The organism is Paenibacillus algorifonticola, from assembly GCF_000971975.1.
In the GTDB taxonomy this organism is placed as follows: Bacteria; Bacillota; Bacilli; order Paenibacillales; family Paenibacillaceae; genus Pristimantibacillus; species Pristimantibacillus algorifonticola.
The window spans coordinates 37,292-62,052 of record NZ_LAQO01000014.1 but is presented as its reverse complement, the minus strand read 5'-3'; the positions used below and the strand labels follow the sequence as shown (position 1 = coordinate 62,052).

The window sequence follows — 24,761 nt, the reverse complement described above, 5'->3', positions numbered from 1 at the left end:
TCTCGGAATACAGGCTTTATGCGAAGCGCACAGCTCCCTTCAAGGGAAGGCGCGCTTCGCCTTTATATAACTTACAACACTACACGATGTAGTTTTAAAAACAAAGGAGGATTTTATGATGAAGAAGAAAAAAGTGGTTATTGGTGCAGTCGCTGCGGTTGTTTTGCTAGGTGGAGCAGGTGCATATGCGATGTATGATTCGTTTACGGGCAATAACAAGGAAATTAAGAGTGTTATTGGCACGGAATCGGCTGCTACGAACAGTGCAGCAGGTACGAATAGCTCAGGTTCTGGTTCTACAAATAGTACAAGTGGTACGGAAACGGCTGCTGCTGGCGCTGTAGCGGATGTAAACGGAGCTTGGACGATTGATTCCTCCTCCAATGTGTATTTCTCGGTTACGACTTCCCGTGAGACGGTGAACTTTGAAGTAAATGGCGTAACGGGCACATGGAATGTAGATACGGCGGATGCGGCAGCTAATGCGGCGGATGCGAGTCTGGATATGAACGTTCTCGATTCGGGGAATAGTCAGCGGGACGGACATGTGAAAGAAGCGGATTTTCTCGATGTGACCAATTTCCCGAGCTCCAGGTTCAAAGCGACAAAGTTTGAGGCGCTGCCAACGGAAGTGAAGGACGGAGAAACGTTCCCGCTTATCATGACTGGCGACTTGACGATTAAAGGAATTACGAAGGAAGTTACCTTTACAGGACAAGCGGCATACAGCGGCGGCAAGCTGAATGTGGAGAGCGAGACGGTCGTCACGTTCGAGGAGTTTGGCATGCAGAATCCGCATAACGTCGTGATGGATACCGAAAATAACGTTACCGTGCAGCTGCGCCTCACTCTGTCGCAAAACGCCTAACACGCGATTGGCGGCTCGCGAATCGGTATCTTTTTAAAGCAAGAGCAGGGCTTAGACCTTGCTCTTGCTTTTTTTATGGAAGGAAGGGAAATGCGCCTAAAGTTGACGGCTTCAGAAGGTGCGCATACAATGCGAAGAAAGCTTGATTTCTGGAGAGGCGGGAATCGTTTTGAGAAGAGTATTCGTATCTGTGTTGCTGTTGATGCTAATTGGGGGAGCCATTGTAGGGGGCGCCTTACGAGTTGAGAAAGGGGACTATATTATTGGAAAAGAAACGTTATCGCCAGATGTCTCCGCGATCATCGTCGTTCATGATGTGACGAGAATGGAGGCTGACACTAAATCCTTGTCCTATTTTTTGAGGCATTTGGAAAAGCATGAAACAGTTTATTACCATGTTCATGATTCGGCCCTTTACTCGGAATTGGCAGTAGGCGAGCGTGTGACGATTCAACCGGAAGGCTATACGATGCTATCTTCTCCGGTGCAGAAAGTGGCCAAGACCATTATTAGGCATGATTAGACAATATGTACGTACAAGTTGGCGATTTGCTATACTTATGCAAATAACAGGATTTTATAATTGAGGTGTAAGGAAAAGCATGCAACGTTCTCCTAAATATATGCAGTTGAAGCAAGAGATAACGAGTTGGATTGTAACGGCGCAATTATAATGAACGCTATTCTATAGAAAATTATAATAGAATGTCCGTATAAGTTATTTTTATTTAACGAAAACAATGGCTTGAGAGTACTGCTCTCTTACGGAGCTGTACCCTCTTTTTACATTCCTCGTGGCTAGCCATCTTTGAATTCCCTCCCAAAGGTTGTAACCTTTCATGAAAATATAGTTAAGCCCTCATCGATCAAGCTAAGGGACTACCGCTTTATTACATAATGAGTATACAGTTATAAGGCACTTATCTTATTTTCGCTAAAACAAAAGGAATGTTATGATAAGTTCAAGCTGGAGAGTGAAATGTACGGGCATGATCTCTTCATTCAAAAATAAGCTTATTAAATTTTTTGAATTTCCCATCATTTAAAAATGGAGATCATTTACTATTTCATATAGAATAGAGGGAAGGACGATTAAAGTTTGATTGCGTCAGGAGATGAGCACAGGTGCATTGCCAACATTGCGGAAATAAATACGAGCCTAGTGCCGTTTACTGCAGCAAATGCGGGAAACCGCTGCTTCAGGACGCGCAGGCAAATGAGCAGACGCAGGCCATTGTTATTCAAGAGCATGAATTATTCATTCGGGAGGCAAGTGCCTCATTAGTACCAGAGCAAGCGCCAGTACGAAACAGAAGAACCCGTGCCGGGGCTGGACGTAAGTTTATAATTGCGCTCGTGCCTGTTGTTGTGTTCATTACGACGTCTGCCGGGGTATTTTCTTATTACATATATGAAAGCGATTTGAATGATCATGTCGCCGAATGGCATGAGCAAGCGAAGCAGAAAGCCTGGGGCGGCAACTATCACGAAGCGATGGTTCAGCTTGAGAAGGCAGCTAAGGTACGCCCTGCCTACGGCGCGCTTCAGGCTGACATGGATATCATCAATGAGGCTGTTGCAATCGAAAATAAAATAAACAGCCTTGCCAGCGAGCTGGACAAAGGAGCTTTGACGGAGGCGGGGCCGCTTGTGAAGCAGCTGAATACACTGCTTGCAGGCCGGGAGGAACAGATTTTTTCTCCGCTGCGCGAGGCGTTTGCCGATTTAAATGTTAGAATGGTCGTTGTACAGGTGCAAAATGAGCTGGACCAGATTAACTCGCTGGATGCTTTGGCGGTGAAGCTTAATACCGTTAATGGTTTGGGCGGCGAAGAAGCGGATGCTGTGCGCAAGCAGATCGTTGACAAAATCGCGCTTGTATGCCAACAGCAAACGAAGGAGCTGCTTCAGAAAAAAAGCTTCTCCGAGGCGATTGCCATGGTACAGAAGGGAATGGCTTATGCGCCGGAGGATACGAATTTGACGAAGCTGCTTGAAAGCATCCATGCGGAGAAGCAGGCTTTTGAGCAGGCGGAGCAGGAAAGAATTGAGCGTGCGATGCAGAAAGCGGCGGAAGAGGATTTGCTTAACCAGACGGCAGCCGTCGAGGTCGTGAAGGTCGATACGAGCTTTGATGAAACGGGCGCCTTCAACATTCATGCCTTGCTCAAAAATGCTGCCACCCGGCCGATTTATTCCGTTGAAATCCAATATTCGGTGCGCGGCAAGGATAAACAGATTTTGAAGAAAGGCACGGCCATCGCTATGCCTAACTATATAGAGCCTAACGAATCCTTTACTTTCGACGCAACTGTGGAAGGCATTGAAGAGACCGATGCTACTGTCGTCATCGATCATGTCACATGGTATTTGGACTAGGAGAAGATATTAATGAGAAAAGGAACATGGCTTAGCCTTATAATGTCCGTTGCTTTTCTGCTCTTCGGAGCTGGCGCGGTCGTATTTATCCGTTCCGAAATTCCAAAGCAGCTCAGTGGCAAGCCGCTGCTCGCTGTGTCAGAATCGCGCTCGGAGAAAACGGGCAAGCCGCTTAAAGACGTCATTTATGAAACGCAGAAGCTGGTCGTCATGATTGAAAGCGGCAACGGCAAGCAGGGATCAGGCTTTTTGTACAATAATCAAGGTGACCTGATTACCAACGCCCATGTTGTGTCCGGCGTTCATAAGGTGAAAATCCACACTGCTGATGCACGCGAGCTTGATGGCGAAGTCATTGGTATCAGCACGGAGACGGATATTGCGGTTGTCCGCGTTCCAGGACTTGTAGGCGAGAAGCCGCTTAAGATGGTTCGCAATAAAAAAGCGGAAATCGGCGATGAAGTGATGGCGATTGGCAGCCCGCTTGGTTTTCAAAATACAGTAACGACAGGCATCATTAGCGGCTTGGGCCGTAGTTTTAAGATTGAACCGTATTCGTATAAGGATTTGTATCAAATTTCTGCGCCTATTGCGCCAGGAAACAGCGGTGGACCGCTGGTCAGAAGAGATACAGGCGAAGTGCTCGGCATTAATTCAGCAGGCATTGAGCAAGGTTCTATAGGGTTCAGCATTCCAATCGTCAATGTGCTGGCAACGGTGGAGGCATGGTCGTCGAAGCCAATGGAGGTGCTGCCCGAGCAGGAGGGCACGAATGGCAATGGCATGGTAAAGCAGGAAGCGACGATGAGTGAATATGCCAGCTACTTGGTAACTCATTTTTACGACAGCTTGAACAATGCCGATTATGTATATGCCTATTCCTTGCTGGGCGGCAGCTGGAAAGAGCTGAAAAGCTATGACGAATTTCGGGAAGGCTATATGCTAACGCGCAATGTCGTCATTGACGATATGCATGTAACGGTGAATAACGATCAGCAAGCGACTGTGACGGCGATTATTTCAGTAGACGAGAGAGTAGGCGGCAAAAACAAGCTGAGCAAATATCAGGTCATTTACGAGGTCGGCTACGAGAACGATCAGCTCAAGCTAATAACCGGAAGAGGCAAGGTGATTGAGCAGGCCGCACATGAGAAAGAACAGCATTAACGCTTATTACAGAGAAAGCCAGCAAACCGAATGAGGGATGCTGGCTTTTTGTCTGCTACATAATTCGGAGGGAAATAATGATACGCTACAGCTGATTTTTTCGAAAATGGGAAGGGGTGCAGCCGGTAATCTTCTTGAACTGCTGCACAAAATAGTCCGGGTCCGGATAGCCGACGCCAGCAGCGATGTCGGCTATTTTGCTGCTTGTAGTGGCGAGCAGCAGCCGCGCTTTATCCACCCGAATTTGATGGACGTAATCATTGAAATAAATTCCGGTTGCTTTGCGGAACAATTGCCCGAGATAGAAGGGATGGAGATACGTTTTGCCAGCAATTTCTTTCATCGTCACCTGTTCCTGATAATGCGAGGCTACATACTCTTTGACAAAAGCGATGGGATCATCCGAAGGCATCCCCATTTCCAGTTCCGCAGCGCTGCCTGCGCTGGCAGCTGTGCTGGGCAAAGCCTTGAGCAGCCGTTTTTTCACTCGCAGCAGGGCGCCGATCAACTGCTCCTCCTCCACTGGCTTCAAAATATAATCAACAGCGCCGCAGATGAGGGCCGTCTTCACATATTCAAATTCGTCATAGCCAGAAATGACGATAAAGCAGGTATCCATTCGCCCCGTTACGTCCTTCATGAGCTCCAGCCCCGTAATGCCGGGCAGACGAATGTCGGTAATGACAAGCGCGGGCTGCTCGCGTTCAATTAATTCGAGCGCCTGCCGTCCATTTTCCGCATCACCGCATAAATTAAAGCCGTACTTTTCCCAATAAATGATTCTTTTCAGCCCTTCACGCATCCGCGGCTCATCTTCAACGATCAATGTTTTCAACATCGATTATTCTCCTTTCGACTACAGATCCATCCTTAGCGAAGGCAGCGGGCATTTGCAGCTCAATCGTTGTGCCTTCTCCATAATGGGAATCCAGACTAAAGCTGAACTCGCTCCCGAAATGCCACTTGAGCCGGTCATAGACATTTTTCAGTCCGACATGCTTGCCCTGCTGATGCTGCGCGCCGGATTGCTCCAGACTGGCAAGCCAGTGTTCCAGCTTCTCTTCTTCCATTCCAATGCCATTGTCCGACACGCGAATGACAACGCGAGCGCCATGGAGCTTGGCCGATACGATAATATTGCCCGGCTGCTCGGAATATTCAATGCCATGAATGCAGGCATTTTCGACGAGCGGAAGGATGCTCATTTTCGGCAAGGGCAGCTCCAGCACCTCTTCATCAATATCGAGCTGGTAGGAGAGGCGATGGCCGAAGCGGAAATGCTGAATGTCCAAATAATCGGTGACGAACGCCATCTCCTCTTGAAGCGGAATCATATCCTCGCCCCAGCTCAGCGATCGTCGGAAGCCGCGGCCGAGCAGCTTAATGACCGATGCCGTCTCCTCCTCGCCCTTAATGACGCAATTCATTCGAATAGCATCAAGTGTGTTAAACAAATAATGCGGGTTAATTTGGCTTAGCAGGGCGTTGAACTGCGCCTGCCGCCGATCCAGCTCCGCCACGTACACATCTTGGATGAGGCCGTTGATTTGCTGCGTCATTCGGTTAAACTCCTCGGTCAGCTGCCCGATTTCATCGGATGCCGGTTTGGTTCGCAGCACTTCAAAGCGCTGGTTTTTCACCCGTTTAATGCCGCCTAGCAGCATACCCAGCCTCAGATTGAGCGATCTGGCAATAAGTAAAATAATAATGCTCGGAAATAGCAGATTTGCACAGGTCAAATAAATAATAAATTTGCGCGAATCAAGCAGGCTTTGGTTGACGACCTCATCAGGGTAGATGCCTACCATCTCCCACCCTTGCAGATAATCGACGCCTTCAAACGGGCTGGCGATCATTGTTTTATCCTGCTGAGCGTTCTCAAGAATGAATGCTGGCGGCTCTGCTTCCGACGAGTAAATGACATGTCCCTGCGGATTCAGCAAATAAATTTCTCCGGGAAAGGAATGATCGAACAATGTATTTTCCAAATAATGAGGCAGAATATCAATTTTGAGAATTTTATGGTAGCTGGAATAGGCTTTGTAAAAATCAAGCTCGCGGATCACGCTCAAATAGGGAGCGCCGCATTTTTTCGCAGCTGTTCCCGCGCCTGTTTCCCCGCTGCCTGCTAACGAAGCCGATACTGCTGCGGACTGCCCGCAAAGAGCGGTGTTCGTATAAAGCAGCCATTTTCGGCTTCGCGCCTGGTCGGTAGTCGCCTGATACCAGCCCTGCTGCTTCGTCTGCAGGTCAATGTATTGCAGAAGGCCCGAGTGGATCAGGCTGTCGTTGTCGGTAAACAAATACGCATTATAAAATTGCTTATTCAGTGGGACGAAGCGGTTAATCGAGTTGTTCAGCACCTCGCCATAGGCCGAAATGACTTCACTTTCGCTCGTATAAGTACGATCCAGCGCGCTGTAGAGGACGCCGTCATTATAGATGACCGAGGAGAAGCTGATGACGCCCTCCAGCATTTTGCGAAAGTTATCCTTGTTTCGCTCAAGCGATTGCCGAAGGTCCTGAACCTTCTCCGTTCGGACATTGCCTGCGGTTATCGTATAGAAAAACGTATTTGTCAGCATGACCGGGATAAAAACAGCGGCAAAATATAAAATCATCAGCTTGTTTCGCAGCCGGAAATCATTCCAGCGGAAGGGACGGAGATTTTGCATCATTTTCATCGAGTGCTGCTCCTTTGACCAAAGGCTAACAAAATCATTTTGTTAGTATAATAGTGTCATTCAAAAGATAATTAAGCGTTTTCATTAGTAAAATTAACACTTATTTGTTCAAATAGCTACCCTAAATATAGAAATTATGGTAATAATCTATCCCGTGGCTGGAGCAGCAGCTGGCAATCTCATTAGATTTGCGGGGTATGATGTTAAGGTTTTTCGGGTACCTGGGCAGCCTCCTGTTTGATACAGTTAATTTATATTAATAGGGAGGGTGGCAACGATCTTGAGTAAAAAAACAGCGCTTACATGGATCGCTGGGGCAACTTTGGCCTTGTCGATGATAGTGGGAGGATGCAGCACGGAGAGTACGAATACGGCTGCAGGCGCCAGCAAAAATAATAGCGCCGAAGAGCTGACCACATTCAGCTATTTCGTATTTGATCCCGGCGACAATGTTCCCGAGCATACAAAAATTGGCGATATGATTGAGCAGAAAACAGGAGTAAAGATCAAATATGAGCGTCTTGTTGGCGAGAAGGAGCAGAAGGTAGGCGTAATGATCGCCGGAGGCGATTACCCTGACCTCATCAATACGGATCAGACGGTTAAATTCGAGGACGCGAACGCGCTCATTCCACTGGAGGATTTAATCGAGCAGCATGCCCCGAACATTAAACGCATTTATGGGCCATACTGGGAACGGCTGAAAGCAGCGGATGGACATATTTATGCGCTGCCGCAGGTTGCGCCTACAGGGACGCCGATCAAGGGCATCAGTGCAGCCTTTTGGATTCAGAAGGAAGTGCTCAAGGACGCAGGCTATCCGAAAATAACGACGTTCGATCAATACGTCGATGTATTGCGCGCTTATTATAAAAAATACCCGCAAATCGATGGTGCGGATACGATTCCTTTTGAAATTTTAACCTATGACAACCGCAATTTCACGTTAACGACCGCGATGCAATTTTTAGCCGGCGGACCTAACGATTCACGGGCTATAGTTGACCCGGTGGCGAACAAGCTGGCCTTCTACCAGACGGACGAAAACGTTACGAAGCGTTATTATGCGAAGCTGCATGAGATGTACCGGGAAGGGATGATCGACAAGGAAGCATTTGTGATGAACTATGAGCAGTATTTGGCTAAGCTGTCCAGCGGACGGGTGCTGGGGATGTTTGACCAGAAGTGGCAGTTCCAGACGGCGCTTGATTCCCTGAAGCAGCAGGGCAAGGCGAACCGGATGTTTGTGCCGCTTCAGCTCACCTTTGATGACAGCATTCAGCCGGATTATTTGGATGTGCCTTCGATGAACTACAATATGGGCTTCTCGATTACGATTAATGCGAAGGACCCTGTGGCGGCAATCAAATATGCCGATTACATGGCAAGCGAAGAAGGACAATTGCTGCGCAACTGGGGCGTGGCGGGCGAAGATTATACGGTCAGCGACACCGGACGGTTTTATCGCAATCAGGAGCAGCGGGACTTTTTTGCCGACCCGAAAAATGGCTTGAAAACAACCGGAAACATCCTATGGTACTGGCCAGGCTCGTCAGGGACGATGGCTGACGGCAACAGCTACCAGCAGTATCAGCAGCCGGAGGAGATTGCAGCCGGATACGATGAGATGGATTTGGAGCTGCTGAAGGCTTATGGCGTAACAACCTACGAGGAGCTGTTCGACGGACCGAATCTAGACCGCAAATATTTTCCGCTCTGGAGCATCGAGCTGACGGAGAAGAACAAGGTGTTCAACCAGAAGCTTAACGATATTAATAAAAAATATCCGCCGCAAATGGTCGTTGCGAAAAACGCCGACGACTTCGAAAAATATTGGAACGAATATGTCGCTACGGTAGAGAAGCTGGACATTCAAGGCTGGCTCGATGAGCTGACGACGAAGGTGAAGGACCGCCAAGAGAACTGGTAGGAAAGACGCAGCAAGGAGGGAGAGAGAGCATGCCATGTCTGTAACGGTCGAGCGTGTGAAAGAGCATGCCAAAATCAAGAAAAGGCCGCGCAAGTGGAGCAAGCTGCGCAGTCAGAAGGCACTAATGGTTATGTCCATTCCTTTTCTGGTGTATGTCATTATTTTCGCCTACGTGCCGCTGTACGGGTGGATGATGGCTTTTCAAAATTATAAGCTGGGTTCTGTGATGCTGGAAAATGAATGGGTGGGCCTCGCCAACTTCAAGGAATTGTTTCAGGATGAAAATTTCATCCGCGTCATTCGCAATACGCTCGCGATGAGCTTCATCAATCTTGTATTCGGGTTCGTCAGCTCGATTGGCCTTGCGCTCATGCTCAATGAAGTGCGCAAGGTGATGTTCAAGCGTGTCGTCCAGACGGTCAGCTACCTGCCGCATTTTCTATCTTGGGTTGTGGCCGCGAACTTGATTATGAATGTACTCTCCATTGATGGGGCCGTCAATAAACTGCTGGTGAGTCTGCATATTATTAAAGAGCCTATTATGTGGCTCTCCGAGCAGCATTATTTTTGGTGGATTATCGGAGCCTCCAACGTATGGAAGGAAATCGGCTGGAGCGCGATTATTTATTTGGCCGCGATGACGACGATTGATCCTTCGCTATACGAAGCGGCCAGCATCGACGGGGCGGGACGGTTTCGAAAAATAAGGCATATTACGCTGCCCGGCATTCGCGGCATCATTGTTATCCTGCTTATTATGAATATCGGACATATTTTGGATGCCGGCTTTGAACAGCAGTATTTGCTGCAAACGCCAATGGTGGTGGACTATTCCGAGACCATAGACATTTTCGTATTAAAATACGGCATTAATTTGTCGCGGTTCTCATTTGCAACCGCCGCCGGCATTTTCAAAACGGTCATCAGCGTCGTGCTGCTGCTGGCCGCAAACCGAATGGCGAAGCGGATGGGGCAGGAACGGTTATTTTAGATCAGAGCAGAACAGGAGGAACCTATGACAACGACGACATTCGGCAGGCCGAAGAGGTCGGCAGCAGATTTGCTTTTTGACATATGCAATACCGTATTTCTTTTAGTACTGCTCGTGCTTACGCTTTATCCGGTCTTGAATACGCTCGCCGTTTCGTTTAACCAGGCACAGGATACGGTTCGGGACAGCACCTTTCTGTGGCCGCGCGAGTTCACGACGTTAAATTACAGCACGCTGTTTCAGGATGGGCTCATTTATCATGCTTTCTTTATTTCCGTGGCCCGGACGCTGCTCGGTACGGTAAGCAGCGTGTTTTGCACAGCGATGCTGGCCTATACGCTCAGCCGCAAGGAGTATGTGCTGCGGGGGCCCATTTCATTTATTTTTATTTTTACGATGTATTTCAGCGGCGGCTTGATTCCAACCTATATGCTCATTAAAAACCTCCATCTGTACGGGACGTTTTGGGTTTACGTCATTCCGGGGCTTATTGGCGCGTTCAACCTTATCGTGATGCGCTCCTTTATGGAAGGCTTGCCGGAGAGTCTGGTAGAATCAGCGCAAATAGATGGAGCGACGCATTTCTCGATATTTTTACGGATTATATTACCGCTCAGCCTGCCCGTCATTGCTACGATTGCACTGTTCGTCGCGGTGGGACAATGGAATAGCTGGTTCGATACCTTTTTATATAATTCCTCGAACATTAATCTAAGCACGCTGCAATATGAATTGATGAAAAAACTGCAATCCGCCAATATGAGCGTTGGAGGCACGGCAGAGTCGGCCTTCGCCAGCAGCAAAAATATTCAGGCAAATATCGTAACGCCAGCCTCCATCCGGGCTGCCATTACGGTCGTAGCCACTGTTCCGATTATCGTCGTATATCCATTTTTGCAAAAATACTTCGTAACCGGACTGACGCTCGGCGGCGTTAAGGAATAAAGGAAAGCTTGTCCATCTTTTGCAGCGGGAGTTGAAGGTGAACGGAAAGATGAAAAGAGCGAGCCTACGCGATTCGGTAGGCCCGCTTTTTTTAAATCAACTATTTTAGGACTGCTGCGTTACATCGGAAATATCAGCTAAATCCTCATCGCTCTGGCGGCCGGAAGGGGAGTAGATTAGCTCCAGAGCTACGGCGTCATTGCGCTGAAGCGGGAAGTTCAGCAGCGTGGGTGGTATAACTCTGCCATTCAGGCGCAGCAGATAGCTGATGTTGCCACCAATCGGAATGCCGCTGATGGAGGTAATTCGTCCGTTGAAACTAAAACGGACGACTCCCGTCTCAAGCAGCGCCTGATAAATCGTCAGGCCGAAACGGAAAAACACTCGGTATGCTTGCGTTACATTAGGGAACGTCCTTCCTCCGTTGATGACAACTGTTACCGTTCTTTGTGGTCCCGGTGGAAAAGGAATAGGGAACGGCACCGGGAACGGAAACGGAAACGGAAACGGTCCAGGAGGGAATGGCCCTGGTCCAGGAGGGAACGGTCCTGGACCCGGCGGGAACGGTCCTGGTCCAGGAGGGAATGGCCCTGGTCCCGGAGGGAACGGCCCTGGCCCTGGCGGGAACGGTCCTGGTCCAGGAGGGAATGGCCCTGGTCCCGGAGGGAACGGCCCTGGTCCAGGAGGGAATGGCCCTGGTCCCGGAGGGAACGGCCCTGGCCCTGGCGGGAACGGTCCTGGTCCAGGAGGGAACGGTCCTGGCCCTGGCCCTGGCGGGAACGGTCCTGGTCCTGGCCCTGGCGGGAACAGCCCCGGGCCTCCAGGCATCAGCATGCGCGGGCCGCCACAGCCGCAGTCTTGCCCTGCGGAAGCAGGCGGGACATAAACTGGCACTTGCCCATTAGTGAAACCGTAAGTATCGTTCATGCGATAGGTCAGACTCCTTTGCAAGTCGAGTTAGGCATTTAACTATCCTACTTCATGTTATGCGGCGAATGCCTATCCTTGTGCATGGTTTTATACGAAAGCTGGAAAACAACCAAGCGTAAACGGCTGTCACCGTCCTCTGGCGGCAAAGCTACCGTTTCGAGGGTGAAATATAAGCCCCATTATAGGGGGAAAACTTATAATCGGCTTATATTTAAAAAAGCGGAGCCTCCGAGTGGAGACTCCGCTTTAAACGGCAAGCTGTATTATTTAACAGCTGCTTCGTAACGTTTGCCAACTTCAGCCCAGTTTACAACGTTCCAGAACGCTGCAATGTAGTCAGGGCGTTTGTTTTGGTAGTTCAGGTAGTAAGCATGCTCCCAAACGTCCAGACCAAGAAGCGGAGTTTCGCCTTCCATGATCGGGCTGTCTTGGTTCGGCAGGCTTGCTACTTTAAGCTTGCCGTCTTTCACGGAAAGCCATGCCCAGCCGCTTCCGAAACGAGTAGCGCCGGCTTTTGCAAAGTCAGCTTTGAATGTATCGAAGCCGCCCAGTTCGCTTTCAATCGCAGCAGCCAGTGCGCCAGTTGGAGCGCCGCCAGCGTCAGGACCGATTGTTTCCCAGAACAGGCTGTGGTTAGCATGTCCACCGCCATTGTTGCGGACTGCTGTACGGATCGCTTCAGGTACGCTTGCCAGATCAGCAATCAAATCTTCGATGGATTTGCCTTGCAGCTCAGGAGCGGACTCCAAAGCAGCGTTCAGGTTTGTTACATAAGCATTGTGGTGACGGTCGTGATGAATTTCCATCGTCAGAGCGTCGATGTGGGGCTCAAGAGCGTTATTAGCATACGGAAGTGCTGGTAATTGATGTGCCATAATATAAACAGCCTCCTAAAATTAGAATATGTAAATTACTCTTCTTATTATCCCTTATCCGATCACATAAATCAACATTAATGTTTCAAAAGTCGGATTTTAATAGAGAAGGTAGACCCAAATAGCATGTCATATAGATAAAGAAATTATGCATAAGTGGGAGAAAACCGAATCAAATGCACGAAAAGGGGGCAAAACTTTATGTAAGCGCTTAATTTAAAGCGTTTTCAGTCATAATTCGCTAAATTCTTAGATTTTTTTAAACAAATTTTAAAATTTTGTGAAGGAAAACGATAGAAGATGTAGTATAATGATTAAATTGCAGCACAATGACATGGTATAGAGGTGTGTATCGATAATGAATGTTCGTTCCTTCCAATTATCAGATTACAGGTTGCTAACGGCTCTTCTTGCGGATGTATTAACTGAAGAATGTTACGAGCAAACAATGGAAGCTTTTGCGCGTCAATTGTCATGGGATAGCGAGCTTGTTCTCGTCGCTCTCTATGAGTCGGAAGTTGTAGGTGTCATTATCGGTACGATTGATAATAACACGGGCTACTATTATCGTGTTGCGGTCCATGCGGATCATCAGCGTCAAGGAATTGGCAAAGCGCTTATCGAGTCTTTGCGCCTAAGATTCCAACAACGCCAAGTAAAGAAAATTTTAATTACAGCTGATGAGCATAATGAAGCCGTTTTGCCGCTTTATGAATCGCTGGGCTATGTGTCCAAAGATTTTTTCCGCTCTTTTCAACAGCTAAGTATTATAGCAGGTTAGGACGAGCCTCTGGCCGTCCAATAACCGTTTGCAGGGCATATCTGCATCGCCATTGCTTTTGGCGGTGGGATATGCTTTTCTATTTATTAAGAGGGCTGTTTAAGCGCTGCGCTTAGCGCCTGCAAGAAGGAGAACAACATGGACCCCTATCAGCATTGCGTCATCAAGAGCTTCAAGCACGATGGCAGCATTCATCGCATCTGGCAGCACAATTGGCTTATTCCGGCACATCTGCTCCTTCCGCAGCATGCCGCACTTGGCTTTAAGGTGACGATCAACTTTGAGACACCTATTGTGGAAGCCAGCGGCAAGGTTTGGATGAGCCAGGTGCCTGCGGTTTCTTTTTTTCTGCCCGGACAATGGTATAATGTGGTTGCGCTGCTTGAGGAAGATGGTATTCGCTACTACTGCAATCTCGCTTCTCCATTTGCTTGGCATGGCGAGCTGCTCACCTATATCGATTACGATTTGGATGTCATCCGTCTGCCGGATGGCAGTCGTCAAGTGGTGGATGAGGATGAATTCGAGCTGCATAAAGCGAAGTACGACTATCCAGGAGATGTGCAGGAGCATGTGCTGCAAGGGCTAAGCGAGCTGCTTTTGCAGATGGACGAGCATGCAGCTCCTTTTGATGACGAAGTGATTATGTCTTATTATGAAGCATGGCGCACAAGCTTATAGGGCGGAGGCGGTTAAGGAATGGACAGATTTTCATTTGGCGGCGGCAGCAGCAGCGAGGCTGAAGGACAGGAGCAGCTTGGGGCGCTTAAACGCTCGGGCTGGTCGAAGGAGCTTTGGGAATGGGTGAAAACCGTTGGCATATCGTTCATTCTCGTTACAGTGCTGCATCTGTTTGTGTTTAATCTTTCGACCGTAGAGGGACATTCGATGGAGCCTACCTTGCAGGAGAAGGAATGGCTGTTTGTAAATAAATTCGTATATTTGATCGGTACGCCTAAAATCGGCGATGTCGTTATTTTGCAGGACCCCTCTGCGTTTGGCAAAGAGAAGGAGCTGCTGGTAAAACGCGTCGTAGGCTTGCCTGGAGACCGAATTGAAATTTCGGGCAAGCAATTATATCGCAATGGTGAGCTGGTGGACGAACCGTATATTGATACGGATATTGAGGATTTGGACATCATGCCGCTAACCGTTGAGGCAGGCAGTTATTATGTGATGGGCGACAACCGCCATGCGCGGGCAAGCAAGGACAGCCGGATGTTTGGAGCGGTTCCAAGTTCATCGATTGAGGGCAAGGCGCAGTTTATCATATGGCCGTACAAACAAATAAAACCGTTATAGATCCAGACATAGCGATGGGATGACGGCGCGTCAAGTAGCAAGCTTAAGCTTTTGGGAGGTGAAGGGATGGAGGAACGGGCGTATTACGCTGCATTGAAAAAAGAAATGAAAGCCGCCGCGCGCAGCCTCGGCATCGACAAAATAGGCATTGCCTCTGCTGATCCGTTCATCACCTTGAAGCAGCGGCTTATTTCGCACCGTGAGCTTGGCTACGAGTCGGGATTCGAAGAGCCGGACCTTGACAAGCGCACCAATCCGGCACTGTTGTTTGATAAGCCGCAATCAATTATCGCCATCGCGATCGCTTATCCATCCAAGCTCCAACAGCCTCCTAAATCGGAGCCGGGAGCAAGAAGGGGCATTTTGTCCCGCTCGGCTTGGGGTGAGGATTATCATAAGGTGCTGCGCAATAGGCTTGGACGGCTTGAATCCTGGCTTTCGGAACGCGTACCGGGCTTTCGCGCTGAAAGCATGGTCGATACTGGAGCTTTATCAGATCGGGCTGTTGCCGAGCGCGCGGGACTAGGCTGGAGCGCCAAAAACTGTTCGATATTGTCCGAGGATCTTGGTTCGTGGATCTATCTTGGGGAAATGATTACGAATTTGCCGTTCGAGCCGGATGAGTTAGTGACCGATGGCTGCGGCGAATGCACCAAATGCATTGACGCTTGCCCGACGGATGCGCTCGTTGGTCCAGGCCAGCTTAATTCGAGCCGCTGCATTTCGTTTATTACGCAGACGAAAGGTTTTGTAGAAGACGGCTATATGCGAAAAATCGGCAACCGTCTATACGGCTGCGATACTTGCCAGACGGTATGTCCGGTGAACCGGGGCAAAAACTGGACGCATCAGCCGGAGCTGCAGCCGGATCATGAGCTGGTTAAGCCGCTGCTTACACCACTGCTGACGATTGGCAATAAGGAATTTCAACGTCTATATGCGAGCAGCTCTTCCGCTTGGCGGGGCAAAAAGCCGATTCAGCGCAATGCAGTTATTGCGCTGGGCAATTTTAAAGATAGGGGCGCAGTGCCGGATCTCATTCAAGTGCTGCGCCAGGATGTGCGACCGGTCATGCGGGGAACAGCTGCCTGGTCGCTTGGCCGAATTGGCGGCGCAGAGGCAGAGAAAGCGATTCGGCAGGCTTTGCTGCAAGAGGCTGATGATGACGCGAGGCGCTATATGGAGCAGGCGTTGCTTTCGATAGCAGACGGTGCCGATACGGTCCCACGATGATTCAGCAGCCGCCTGCGTTTGGCTGCTGCTGGAATAGGGAAAACCGTTTGCGCTTCCAGCGTTTGCGAATGTCAAGTTTACATGCTATTATAGGGGTCATTGTAGACAAGTTTAAGTCAGGAAAGGGTCAGGTGAGTTGCTTTTTATGTGGAGTTACATTATTCCGATTGTGACATTAATCGTGGGGGCAGTCGGCGGATTTTTCATCGGCGTATTCTACTTGCGCAAGCAGCTGGAGAAAATGCAAAGCGATCCAGAAATGATTCAAAAGATGGCGAAACAAATGGGCTATAATCTGAACAAGCAGCAGATGACGCGTGCCCAAAACATGATGAAAAACCAGAACCAGAATATGAACAAAAATCAGAAGATGCCGCGCAGGTAGCGGCATAAGCTGTTGATTAGCGAAAAAGAGGGTGGTCCGCATGGCGGGAAAGAAAGATTACGTCAACTCTAAAGTCATTCAGAACCGGGAGCAGATTGAATTTCATGTGAAGGAAATTTTGAAGCTCGTTGGCGAGAATGTGGAAAGGGAAGGGCTGCTGGAGACGCCTGCACGCGTCACCCGCATGTATGAAGAGATTTTCGCAGGTTATGAGGTTGATCCGAGCGAGGTGCTAGGCGTTACGTTCGATGAACAGCATGAAGAGCTGGTTATTGTAAAAGATATTATCTATTACAGCCAGTGCGAGCATCATATGGCGCCATTTTTCGGCAAAGCACATATTGGTTATATTCCAAGCGGCAAGATTGCTGGCCTAAGCAAGCTGGCTCGTCTGGTAGAAGCCATTACAAGACGCTTGCAAGTGCAGGAGCGCATTACGAGCCAAATCGCGGATATTTTAGAACAGGAACTGCAGCCGCATGGCGTTATGGTCGTCGTGGAAGGCGAGCATTTGTGCATGTGCTCCCGCGGGGTGAAGAAGCCTGGCAGCATGACGGTGACGTCGGCTGTACGCGGCGAGTTCCGTTCCAATCCGGCACTGCGTTCCGAATTTTTAGCTTTGCTCAAGTCCTAATATTTCTTTGTAGCTATTGGTTAACGAAGACCGCTTCTAAGCTAGTGTGCATCATGCACCGGCTTATGGAGCGGTTTTTTTGATAGATATGTGTTGGGCTTGCAATGAATGGGGAAGTAGTATAAGATTAAATCACTAGCTTGCAACACAAGTTAGTTTATTTTTAACCAGCTACCTTGCTTTGCAATATAGTGAAAAGGCTTCGAAATGGAGGCGTTGTTGTGTCTAGTCAATTGGTTAGAGGGGTGCTTGAAGGGTGTCTGCTGGCAGTAATTGCTGAGGAGGAGACATATGGGTATGAAATTATGGAGAAGCTCGCTGTAAATGGCTTCGTGTTCGCTAAGGAAGGAAGTATATATCCGCTCTTGCTTCGATTGGAGAAAGAGCAGATTATTACGAGTACGCAGCGCCCTTCTGCATCTGGACCCAATCGCAAATACTATCGTCTGACGCCGGAAGGGGAGCAGCAGCTTGAGCTGTTTCGCAGCAAATGGCAAGAGCTGAGTTTTGCGGTTAACCGAATTTTAGGAAAGGATGGCGTGTAATATGCTGAATGCACGAAATGAAACGTTGTTAAACGAAATGAAGTTTTACGTTCGCAGCAGCTCCGTTTCTGATAAGAAAGCCAGTGAAATTCTTATGGAGTTGGAGGACCATTTATTAACGGCCCAACAAGATGGGAAGTCGTTCGAACAGGTTTTTGGACAAAACCCCAAATCCTATTGTGATGAAATCATTCGAGAATTGCCTAAACCAACAAAGCGGGAGCAGCTTGGAACCTATGCTCTCTTGATTCCTTTATTGCTTCTGTGGCGTTTTATAGGAGGTTTCTCAGGGGAATTAGTCATCCCGTTATATGAAACCATCGCCTATATGATTTTATCCTCTGCTTTGGCTTGTGGACTGTTAGTAGCTCTTCGAAAGGGAGCTTTTATGCCGAAGCGCCAATCCGTTTGGATTACGTACGTAATAAGTCTGGTTACTTTGGCAGCGTATGTTGGATTTTTTGTGTTTGCTAATCGCTTTCTGCCCGTTGAGCCGAGGCTCGTGCTTCATGGGAGTTATGCTTATGTGACAGCGGCGATCAGCCTGTTCATTATCCTTTTCTCCTTGTTTGGGCCACTATTGAAAAAGAAAAGATAGAGCTTGCTTGAACAATCACCAAGTTTATATGAATATCGAAAGGTCATATCTCAATAAGGCTTGAATGTGCTCGCTGGAAAGGCGAAGGGCATTCAAGTTTTTTGTTTTCCACGCATCACAAGCTGTAAGCTGAAATCTTCCCAAATGCAGGCGCCATTTGTACTAGCAGCGTCCAAAAAGGAAGGACTTAGGTAGGGGTTGTACGAAAAAAACGCCAAAAAAGTCATTAAAGTGACAGTAAAGAAGTCATTTAAAGGACTAGTGCCACCTGAAATTAATCCTATAAAATGGTAGTAGACCCTCGTATTAGTTTATACAGTGGGGAGGGCGACGGAAAAGAAGCAGAGGGGAGGAGAAAACGAAAACAAGGCCAATACGAAGCGCATGGCAGTGAAAATGATGAGAGGAGTTGTTGGTTTTGAGTAAAAACCGCACAAAGCGGATCAAATGGGTGCTCGTTCAGGCGCTTGCAATCGCACTGCTATTAGGAAGCGTGCCATTGCAGCCAATCTCGAGCGTCCAGGCGGCAGGCAATTATAATTATGCAGAGGCATTGCAGAAAGCGATTTATTTTTATGAAACTCAGCGTTCAGGAGCGCTTCCCGATACGAATCGTGTCGAGTGGCGCGGCGATTCCGGTTTGCTCGACGGAGCTGATCATGGCGTCGATTTGACAGGCGGCTGGTATGATGCGGGGGATCATGTGAAATTTGGGCTTCCGATGGCTTTTTCAGCTACTATGCTGGCTTGGTCGGTTTATGAATATAAGGAAGGCTATGAGCAGGCTGGCCAGTTGAATGAGATATTGGACAATTTGAAATGGGCTACCGATTATTTCGTGAAAGCGCATACAGCTCCTAATGAGCTGTGGGGACAGGTTGGTGCAGGAAACACGGATCATGCTTGGTGGGGCCCTGCGGAAGTGATGCAAATGGCGCGTCCTTCTTTTAAAATCACGGCAACATGCCGCGGTTCAGAGCTGGCAGGAGAGACGGCGGCGGCTCTCGCCTCCTCATCTATCGTATTTAAGCAGTCAGATCCGGCTTATTCTGCGCTGCTGCTCCAGCACGCGAAAGAGCTGTACAGCTTTGCCGACACATACCGGGGCAAATACTCGGATTGCATTACCGACGTTGCTTCCTTCTACAATTCGTGGAGCGGCTATGAAGATGAATTGACCTGGGCTGCGACTTGGCTGTATATGGCAACAGAGGATAACACTTATTTGAATAAAGCCATTCAATCAGCTTATGACTGGGACACGGACAGCTCAAGCAACACTTGGGCTTACAAATGGACAATCGGCTGGGATGACAAGCGTTATGGCGCTCAATTGCTCCTCGCCCGGATTACATCGGAGCTTGGGAGGCCGGAGGCCAGTGATTTTATCGCCTCGACGGAGCGCAATTTGAACTATTGGACCGTTGGAACAAACGGATCGCGAATTACGTATTCGCCGGGCGGCCTGGCATGGCTGGATTCATGGGGCTCCCTGCGCTATTCGGCGAATGCTTCTTTCCTTGCATTTGTATATTCCGATTTTGTAGCGGACCCAGTCAAAAAAGCGCGCTATAACGATTTTGCCGTTAGCCAGATTAAATACATGCTCGGCGACAATCCGCGCAACAGCAGCTACGTGGTCGGATATGGTGTCAATGCACCAGAGCATCCGCATCATCGCACGGCACACAGCTCGTGGACAGACAGCCTAAGCAATCCAACCTCGCATCGTCATACGCTTTATGGCGCACTGGTAGGCGGACCGAATGCATCGGATCAATATACGGATTCTATCAATGACTATGTGAGCAATGAAGTAGCGACGGACTACAATGCAGGCTTTACGGCTTCACTTGCAAAAATGAATTTGCTGTACGGTGCTGGCCAGCAGCCGCTTGCGAACTTCCCTCCGGCCGAAACGAAGGCCGATGAAATGTTTGTAGAAGCGCAAGTGAATCAGTCCAGCTCGAATTTTACTGAAATTAAAGCTTTCTTGAATAATCAATCGGCATGGCCCGCCCGTATGGGAGACAAATTGTCCTTCCGCTACTTCATTGATTTAAGTGAGGTATATGCGGCTGGCTACACCGCAGCTAATGTAAGTGTCACTGCCAACTATAATCAAGGCGCAGCAGTTAGCCTGAAGCCATTTGACGACGCGAATCACATTTATTATGTGCTGGCGGACTTCACAGGCACGAAAATCTACCCTGGCGGCCAACCGCATTTCCGCAAGGAAATCCAGTTCCGCATTTCCGGTCCTCAAGGGGCATGGAACCCAGCGAATGATTATTCGTATGCAGGGCTTACATCAAGCCAGACAGTAAAAACGACTAAAATTCCGGTCTACGATGCTGGAACGCTCGTGTTCGGTCAAACGCCGGATGGAGGGGGCGTAACACCGACTCCTACACCATCTGCGACACCAACACCAACGCCAACAGCGACACCGACACCAACGCCAACGGCGACACCAACACCGACACCGACACCAACACCAACACCAACACCGACACCGACACCAACACCAACACCGACACCAACGACGACGCCAAGTCCGACTCCACAGCCGACGCAGCCTCCGGCAGACGGCTTGAAGGTGCAGTACCGAGCGGCGGATACGAATGCAACGAATAATGCGATGATGCCGCAGTTTGAAATTTTCAACAACGGCTCAAGCGCTGTAGCTATGAATACGCTTAAGCTTCGTTACTACTTCACGGCTGATGGAACGCAGTCGCATCAGTTCTGGAGCGATTATGCGCAGATCGGCAGCAGCAATGTGCAGGCGACCTTCGTTACGATGAGCACGCCAACGGAGACGGCGGACACGTATTTGGAGCTCAGCTTCACTACAGCGGCAGGCTCCATTAGTGCAAACGGCAGCAGTGGTCAAATTCAAGGCCGTATTTCCAAAACAGACTGGTCGGATCTGAACGAGGCGAATGATTATTCCTTCGATGCTACCAAAACGTCATTCGTCGATTGGAGCAAGGTAACGCTCTATCAGAACGGAACACTCGTCTGGGGAATTGAGCCATAGTATCAGACGTTAGCTGCTATTCCAAATTAGGGAGGTAAGATGATATGAAACCGATTTTCACGTTGAAAGCTTCGAAAAAAGTAACGGGGCTCGTCCTGTCTACAACGCTGCTTGTCACGCTATCCACTGGTCTTTGGGGGTCTAGCCCTAAAGTTTCCGCAGCTGCTCAGGCGGCAGTCAGCATTGAGGAGTCGCGCTTCCTGCAAATGTACGACCAGATCAAAAATCCGGCGAACGGCTATTTTTCACCAGAAGGCATTCCGTACCACTCCATTGAGACGCTGATTAGTGAAGCGCCGGATTACGGCCATATGAGTACTTCCGAGGCGTACAGCTACTGGCTGTGGCTAGAGACGCTGTATGGCCACTATACGCAGGACTGGAGCCATTTGGAAGCAGCCTGGGATAACATGGAGAAGTATATTATTCCAGTCAATGAAGGAGACGGCAAGGAAGAGCAGCCGACGATGAACTATTACAATCCGAATAGCCCAGCTACGTATGCAGATGAAAAGCCATTCCCGGATCAATATCCGGTGCAGCTTTCCGGCAAATATGCAGCGGGAAAAGACCCGCTGGATGCCGAGCTGAAAGCGACGTACGGCAACAATCAAACGTATTTGATGCATTGGCTGATTGACGTTGACAACTGGTACAATTATGGCAACCTTCTGAATCCAACGCATACTTCAACCTATGTTAACACGTTCCAGCGCGGCGAGCAGGAGTCGGTGTGGGAGGCGATCCCGCATCCTTCTCAGGACAATCAGACATTCGGGAAAACAGGCGAAGGCTTCATGTCCCTCTTCACGAAGGAAAACCAGGCGCCTGCGAAGCAGTGGCGCTATACGAACGCGACGGACGCGGACGGCCGCGCTGTACAAGTGATGTACTGGGCGAAGGAGCTTGGCTACAACAATACCGCTTATTTGAATAAAGCGAAAAAGATGGGCGATTATCTCCGTTACGGCATGTACGATAAATACTTCCAAAAAATCGGAAGCGCCAGCGGTGGCACGCCAACTGCGGGAACGGGCAAGGATTCCAGCTCGTATTTGATGGCATGGTATACGTCGTGGGGCGGCGGCTTGGAGCAAGGCTCCGGAAACTGGGCTTGGCGTATCGGCGCAAGCCATGCGCACCAGGCTTACCAAAACCCGGTTGCCGCATATGCGTTGTCGACTCAGGACGGCGGTCTCATCCCTTCGTCCGCGACGGCACAGACGGACTGGAACGCATCGCTTAAACGCCAGTTAGAATTTTATACGTGGCTGCAATCGTCTGAGGGTGCAATGGGCGGCGGCGCGACAAACAGCTGGAACGGCCAATATTCCGCCTATCCGGCAGGCGTGAGCAAGTTCTACGGCATGGCTTATGATGAAGCTCCGGTTTATCATGATCCGGATTCGAACACTTGGTTTGGCTTCCAAGTATGGCCGCTTGAGCGCGTAGCTGAGCTGTATTACATTTTGGCTGAAAATGGCGACCTTAGCTCGGAAAACTTCCAAATGGCGAAAACCGTTATCGAGAAGTGGGTTGATTGGACGCTGGATTATGTATTCGTCGATGAGCGTCCAGTTACTGACGATGACGGCTACTATTTGAATGCCCAAGGCCAGCGTATACTGGGCGGAACCAACGTGAACGTAGCGACTGTTGCTGCGCCAGGCGAGTTCTGGATTCCGGGAGGTCAAGAGTGGAATGGCCAGCCGGATACATGGAATGGCTTTAGCTCCTATACGGGCAACCCTACCTACCATGCGACTACGATAAATCCGAGCCAAGACGTTGGTGCGCTCGGCACTTACGTTAAAGCACTGTCGTTCTTCGCAGCGGGTACGCAGGCTGAAACGGGAAGTCTGACGCCGCTTGCAGCTGAAGCGAAGGAAATGGCTGGCAAGCTTCTTGACACGGCTTGGGCTTACAATGATGGCGTTGGTATCGTCACAGAAGAGCAGCGTGCGGATTACAACCGCTTCTTCACGAAGGAAATTTATTTCCCGAGCGGCTGGACGGGTACGTTTGGCCAAGGCAACACGCTTCCGGGCAGCGGTGCAGTAGCCTCCGATCCGGCAAAAGGCGGCAATGGCGTCTATATCGGCTATGCTGATTTGCGTCCATTGATCCAGCAGGATCCACAATGGTCGTACTTGTCCAATCTGTACAACACGTCGTGGAACAATACGACGAGAACATGGGATAACGGCGTACCGACATTCAAGTACCACCGTTTCTGGTCGCAGGTAGATATTGCAACGGCTTATGCCGAGTATGACCGTTTGCTGGGTACGCCAGCAGCTCCAACGGTTCCTGGCGCTCCGGCGACACTGACAGGAACAGCCGGCAATGCACAGGCTAGCCTGAGCTGGAGCACGACACCTGGCGCAACGAGCTACAATGTGAAACGCGCTGCAACATCAGGCGGACCATACACGACGGTAGCAACTGCGGTTAGCGGCACAAGCTACAGCGATACGGGTGTCACGAATGGCACAACCTACTATTATGTTGTTAGTGCCGTCAATGCAGTAGGCGAATCCGTGAACTCGGCGCAGGTGACGGTAACGCCTCAGGCACCGGGCTCCGTCGTACCTGGAGCATTCACCTTGACGGGAACCGCGGGCAATGCGTCAGCGGCACTTTCCTGGACAGCATCCAGTGGAGCGGATTTCTATAATGTTGAGCGTTCCTCGGGAGGCGGTGCATTTGCCCCTGTAGCTACTGGCCTGACAACAACGGCTTATACGGATGCGACTGCTGTGAATGGCACCACTTATACGTACCGAATTGTTGCTGAAAATGCTGCTGGAACGACGCTTTCCAATACGGCAGCCGTAACGCCTGTCGCGCCTCCAGTCGGCGGCAATCTCAAGGTCCAGTATAGAGCGGCAGATACGAATGCAACGAATAATGCGATGATGGCGCACTTTAATATTTTGAACGATGGCACGACTGCGGTAGACTTGAGCACGCTGAAAATCCGCTACTACTTCACGGCGGATGGCACGCAGCAGCATAGCTTCTGGAGTGACTATGCACAAGTGGGCAGCAGCAATGTGCAGGCTTCCTTCGTGACCATGAGCTCGCCGACTGCAACAGCTGATACGTATATGGAAATCAGCTTCACAACTGCAGCAGGCTCCATTGCAGCGGGCGGCACGAGCGGCCAAATCCAGACGCGCGTTTCCAAAAATGATTGGTCCAACTTGAATGAGGCCAATGACTATTCCTTCGATGCGACGAAAACCTCGCTCGTCGATTGGAATCAAGTGACGCTTTACCAAAACGGCACGCTTGTATGGGGCATTGAGCCTTAGAAAATACAGCAGCAGTCAAGCAAGTAACTGTAGGAAGGGAAGAGGAGTCGTGCTGGGTGAATATGCCTTGCGCGGCCCTCTTTTTTTGATGGAGAAACCGCCTCACGCAATCGAGAAAATATTGTTTTAATATCCATAATTTGATAAGATTAAA

Annotated in this window: 21 protein-coding genes; 17 read left to right on the top strand and 4 right to left on the bottom strand. The window is 49.5% G+C overall.

From position 1 onward, the window contains the following. The first annotated feature begins 115 nt into the window (after positions 1 to 115). The 4 genes from WH37_RS18815 (at position 116) to WH37_RS18800 (ending at position 4,414) form a co-directional block, all read left to right on the top strand. Complete coding sequence (locus WH37_RS18815; protein WP_082110894.1) at positions 116 to 868, top strand: YceI family protein; 753 nt, start codon at positions 116 to 118, stop codon at positions 866 to 868. 169 nt (positions 869 to 1,037) lie between these two features. Continuing rightward, entirely contained in the window at positions 1,038 to 1,391 is a 354-nt protein-coding gene (locus tag WH37_RS18810; protein WP_046232168.1) for a hypothetical protein, read from the top strand. A 602-nt stretch (positions 1,392 to 1,993) separates the two neighbouring features. Next, positions 1,994 to 3,247: a zinc-ribbon domain-containing protein gene (locus tag WH37_RS18805; protein WP_046232167.1), complete on the top strand. Its 1,254-nt coding sequence runs from the start codon at positions 1,994 to 1,996 to the stop codon at positions 3,245 to 3,247. Positions 3,248 to 3,259: 12 nt separating this feature from the next. After that, complete coding sequence (locus tag WH37_RS18800) at positions 3,260 to 4,414, top strand: S1C family serine protease (RefSeq protein ID WP_046232166.1); 1,155 nt, start codon at positions 3,260 to 3,262, stop codon at positions 4,412 to 4,414. Positions 4,415 to 4,499: 85 nt separating this feature from the next. Here the strand turns inward: WH37_RS18800 and WH37_RS18795 are convergent, their stop codons facing one another. Together WH37_RS18795 and WH37_RS33775 are read right to left on the bottom strand one after the other, a co-directional pair. After that, on the bottom strand, positions 4,500 to 5,252 hold the full coding sequence (locus tag WH37_RS18795) for a response regulator transcription factor (RefSeq protein ID WP_046232165.1): 753 nt from the start codon (positions 5,250 to 5,252) through the stop codon (positions 4,500 to 4,502). Then, positions 5,230 to 7,098 (bottom strand): sensor histidine kinase, encoded by a 1,869-nt coding sequence (locus WH37_RS33775; RefSeq protein WP_052737064.1) that lies wholly within the window; start codon positions 7,096 to 7,098, stop codon positions 5,230 to 5,232. The genes WH37_RS18795 and WH37_RS33775 overlap by 23 nt, the downstream gene beginning before the upstream one ends. A gap of 280 nt (positions 7,099 to 7,378) precedes the next feature. Here WH37_RS33775 and WH37_RS18785 point away from each other — a divergent pair, with 280 nt between their 5' ends. The 3 genes from WH37_RS18785 to WH37_RS18775 are packed head-to-tail and all read left to right on the top strand — an operon-like array spanning position 7,379 to position 10,964. After that, the gene (locus tag WH37_RS18785; RefSeq protein ID WP_082110893.1) at positions 7,379 to 9,028 is read left to right on the top strand and encodes an extracellular solute-binding protein; all 1,650 of its coding nucleotides are present in this window, start codon (positions 7,379 to 7,381) and stop codon (positions 9,026 to 9,028) included. 34 nt (positions 9,029 to 9,062) lie between these two features. Next, on the top strand, positions 9,063 to 10,019 hold the full coding sequence (locus tag WH37_RS18780; protein WP_046232164.1) for an ABC transporter permease: 957 nt from the start codon (positions 9,063 to 9,065) through the stop codon (positions 10,017 to 10,019). A 24-nt stretch (positions 10,020 to 10,043) separates the two neighbouring features. Continuing rightward, complete coding sequence (locus tag WH37_RS18775; protein WP_046232163.1) at positions 10,044 to 10,964, top strand: carbohydrate ABC transporter permease; 921 nt, start codon at positions 10,044 to 10,046, stop codon at positions 10,962 to 10,964. A 105-nt stretch (positions 10,965 to 11,069) separates the two neighbouring features. On the opposite strand, the gene WH37_RS36060 is transcribed toward WH37_RS18775, so the two are convergent. Continuing rightward, positions 11,070 to 11,891: a hypothetical protein gene (locus WH37_RS36060; RefSeq protein WP_197091385.1), complete on the bottom strand. Its 822-nt coding sequence runs from the start codon at positions 11,889 to 11,891 to the stop codon at positions 11,070 to 11,072. Between the two features lie 266 nt (positions 11,892 to 12,157). Then, on the bottom strand, positions 12,158 to 12,769 hold the full coding sequence (locus WH37_RS18760; RefSeq protein WP_046232161.1) for a superoxide dismutase: 612 nt from the start codon (positions 12,767 to 12,769) through the stop codon (positions 12,158 to 12,160). 358 nt (positions 12,770 to 13,127) lie between these two features. On the opposite strand from WH37_RS18760, the gene WH37_RS18755 reads away from it, so the two are divergent. The 10 genes from WH37_RS18755 (at position 13,128) to WH37_RS18710 (ending at position 24,607) form a co-directional block, all read left to right on the top strand. After that, positions 13,128 to 13,550, top strand: coding sequence for a GNAT family N-acetyltransferase (locus WH37_RS18755; RefSeq protein WP_046232160.1), 423 nt, complete (start codon positions 13,128 to 13,130; stop codon positions 13,548 to 13,550). Positions 13,551 to 13,688: 138 nt separating this feature from the next. Continuing rightward, positions 13,689 to 14,231, top strand: a complete 543-nt coding sequence (locus tag WH37_RS18750) for a DUF402 domain-containing protein (protein WP_046232159.1) — start codon at positions 13,689 to 13,691, stop codon at positions 14,229 to 14,231. Positions 14,232 to 14,249: 18 nt separating this feature from the next. Beyond that, positions 14,250 to 14,852 (top strand): signal peptidase I, encoded by a 603-nt coding sequence (gene lepB, locus WH37_RS18745; RefSeq protein WP_046232158.1) that lies wholly within the window; start codon positions 14,250 to 14,252, stop codon positions 14,850 to 14,852. A gap of 66 nt (positions 14,853 to 14,918) precedes the next feature. After that, on the top strand, positions 14,919 to 16,085 hold the full coding sequence (queG, locus tag WH37_RS18740) for a tRNA epoxyqueuosine(34) reductase QueG (protein WP_046232157.1): 1,167 nt from the start codon (positions 14,919 to 14,921) through the stop codon (positions 16,083 to 16,085). 145 nt (positions 16,086 to 16,230) lie between these two features. After that, complete coding sequence (locus WH37_RS18735; RefSeq protein ID WP_046232156.1) at positions 16,231 to 16,470, top strand: YneF family protein; 240 nt, start codon at positions 16,231 to 16,233, stop codon at positions 16,468 to 16,470. Between the two features lie 40 nt (positions 16,471 to 16,510). After that, positions 16,511 to 17,104, top strand: coding sequence for a GTP cyclohydrolase I FolE (gene folE, locus WH37_RS18730; RefSeq protein WP_046232155.1), 594 nt, complete (start codon positions 16,511 to 16,513; stop codon positions 17,102 to 17,104). Between the two features lie 221 nt (positions 17,105 to 17,325). Further along, positions 17,326 to 17,649 (top strand): PadR family transcriptional regulator, encoded by a 324-nt coding sequence (locus WH37_RS18725; protein ID WP_046232154.1) that lies wholly within the window; start codon positions 17,326 to 17,328, stop codon positions 17,647 to 17,649. Continuing rightward, the gene (locus WH37_RS33770) at positions 17,639 to 18,247 is read left to right on the top strand and encodes a DUF1129 family protein (protein WP_082110892.1); all 609 of its coding nucleotides are present in this window, start codon (positions 17,639 to 17,641) and stop codon (positions 18,245 to 18,247) included. The genes WH37_RS18725 and WH37_RS33770 overlap by 11 nt, the downstream gene beginning before the upstream one ends. Before the next feature lie 418 nt (positions 18,248 to 18,665). Next, positions 18,666 to 21,290 carry a glycoside hydrolase family 9 protein gene (locus WH37_RS18715; RefSeq protein WP_052737061.1) on the top strand — a complete coding sequence of 875 codons (2,625 nt, stop codon included), beginning with the start codon at positions 18,666 to 18,668 and terminating at the stop codon, positions 21,288 to 21,290. Positions 21,291 to 21,334: 44 nt separating this feature from the next. After that, complete coding sequence (locus WH37_RS18710) at positions 21,335 to 24,607, top strand: glycoside hydrolase family 48 protein (protein WP_046232153.1); 3,273 nt, start codon at positions 21,335 to 21,337, stop codon at positions 24,605 to 24,607. Positions 24,608 to 24,761 lie beyond the last annotated feature (154 nt).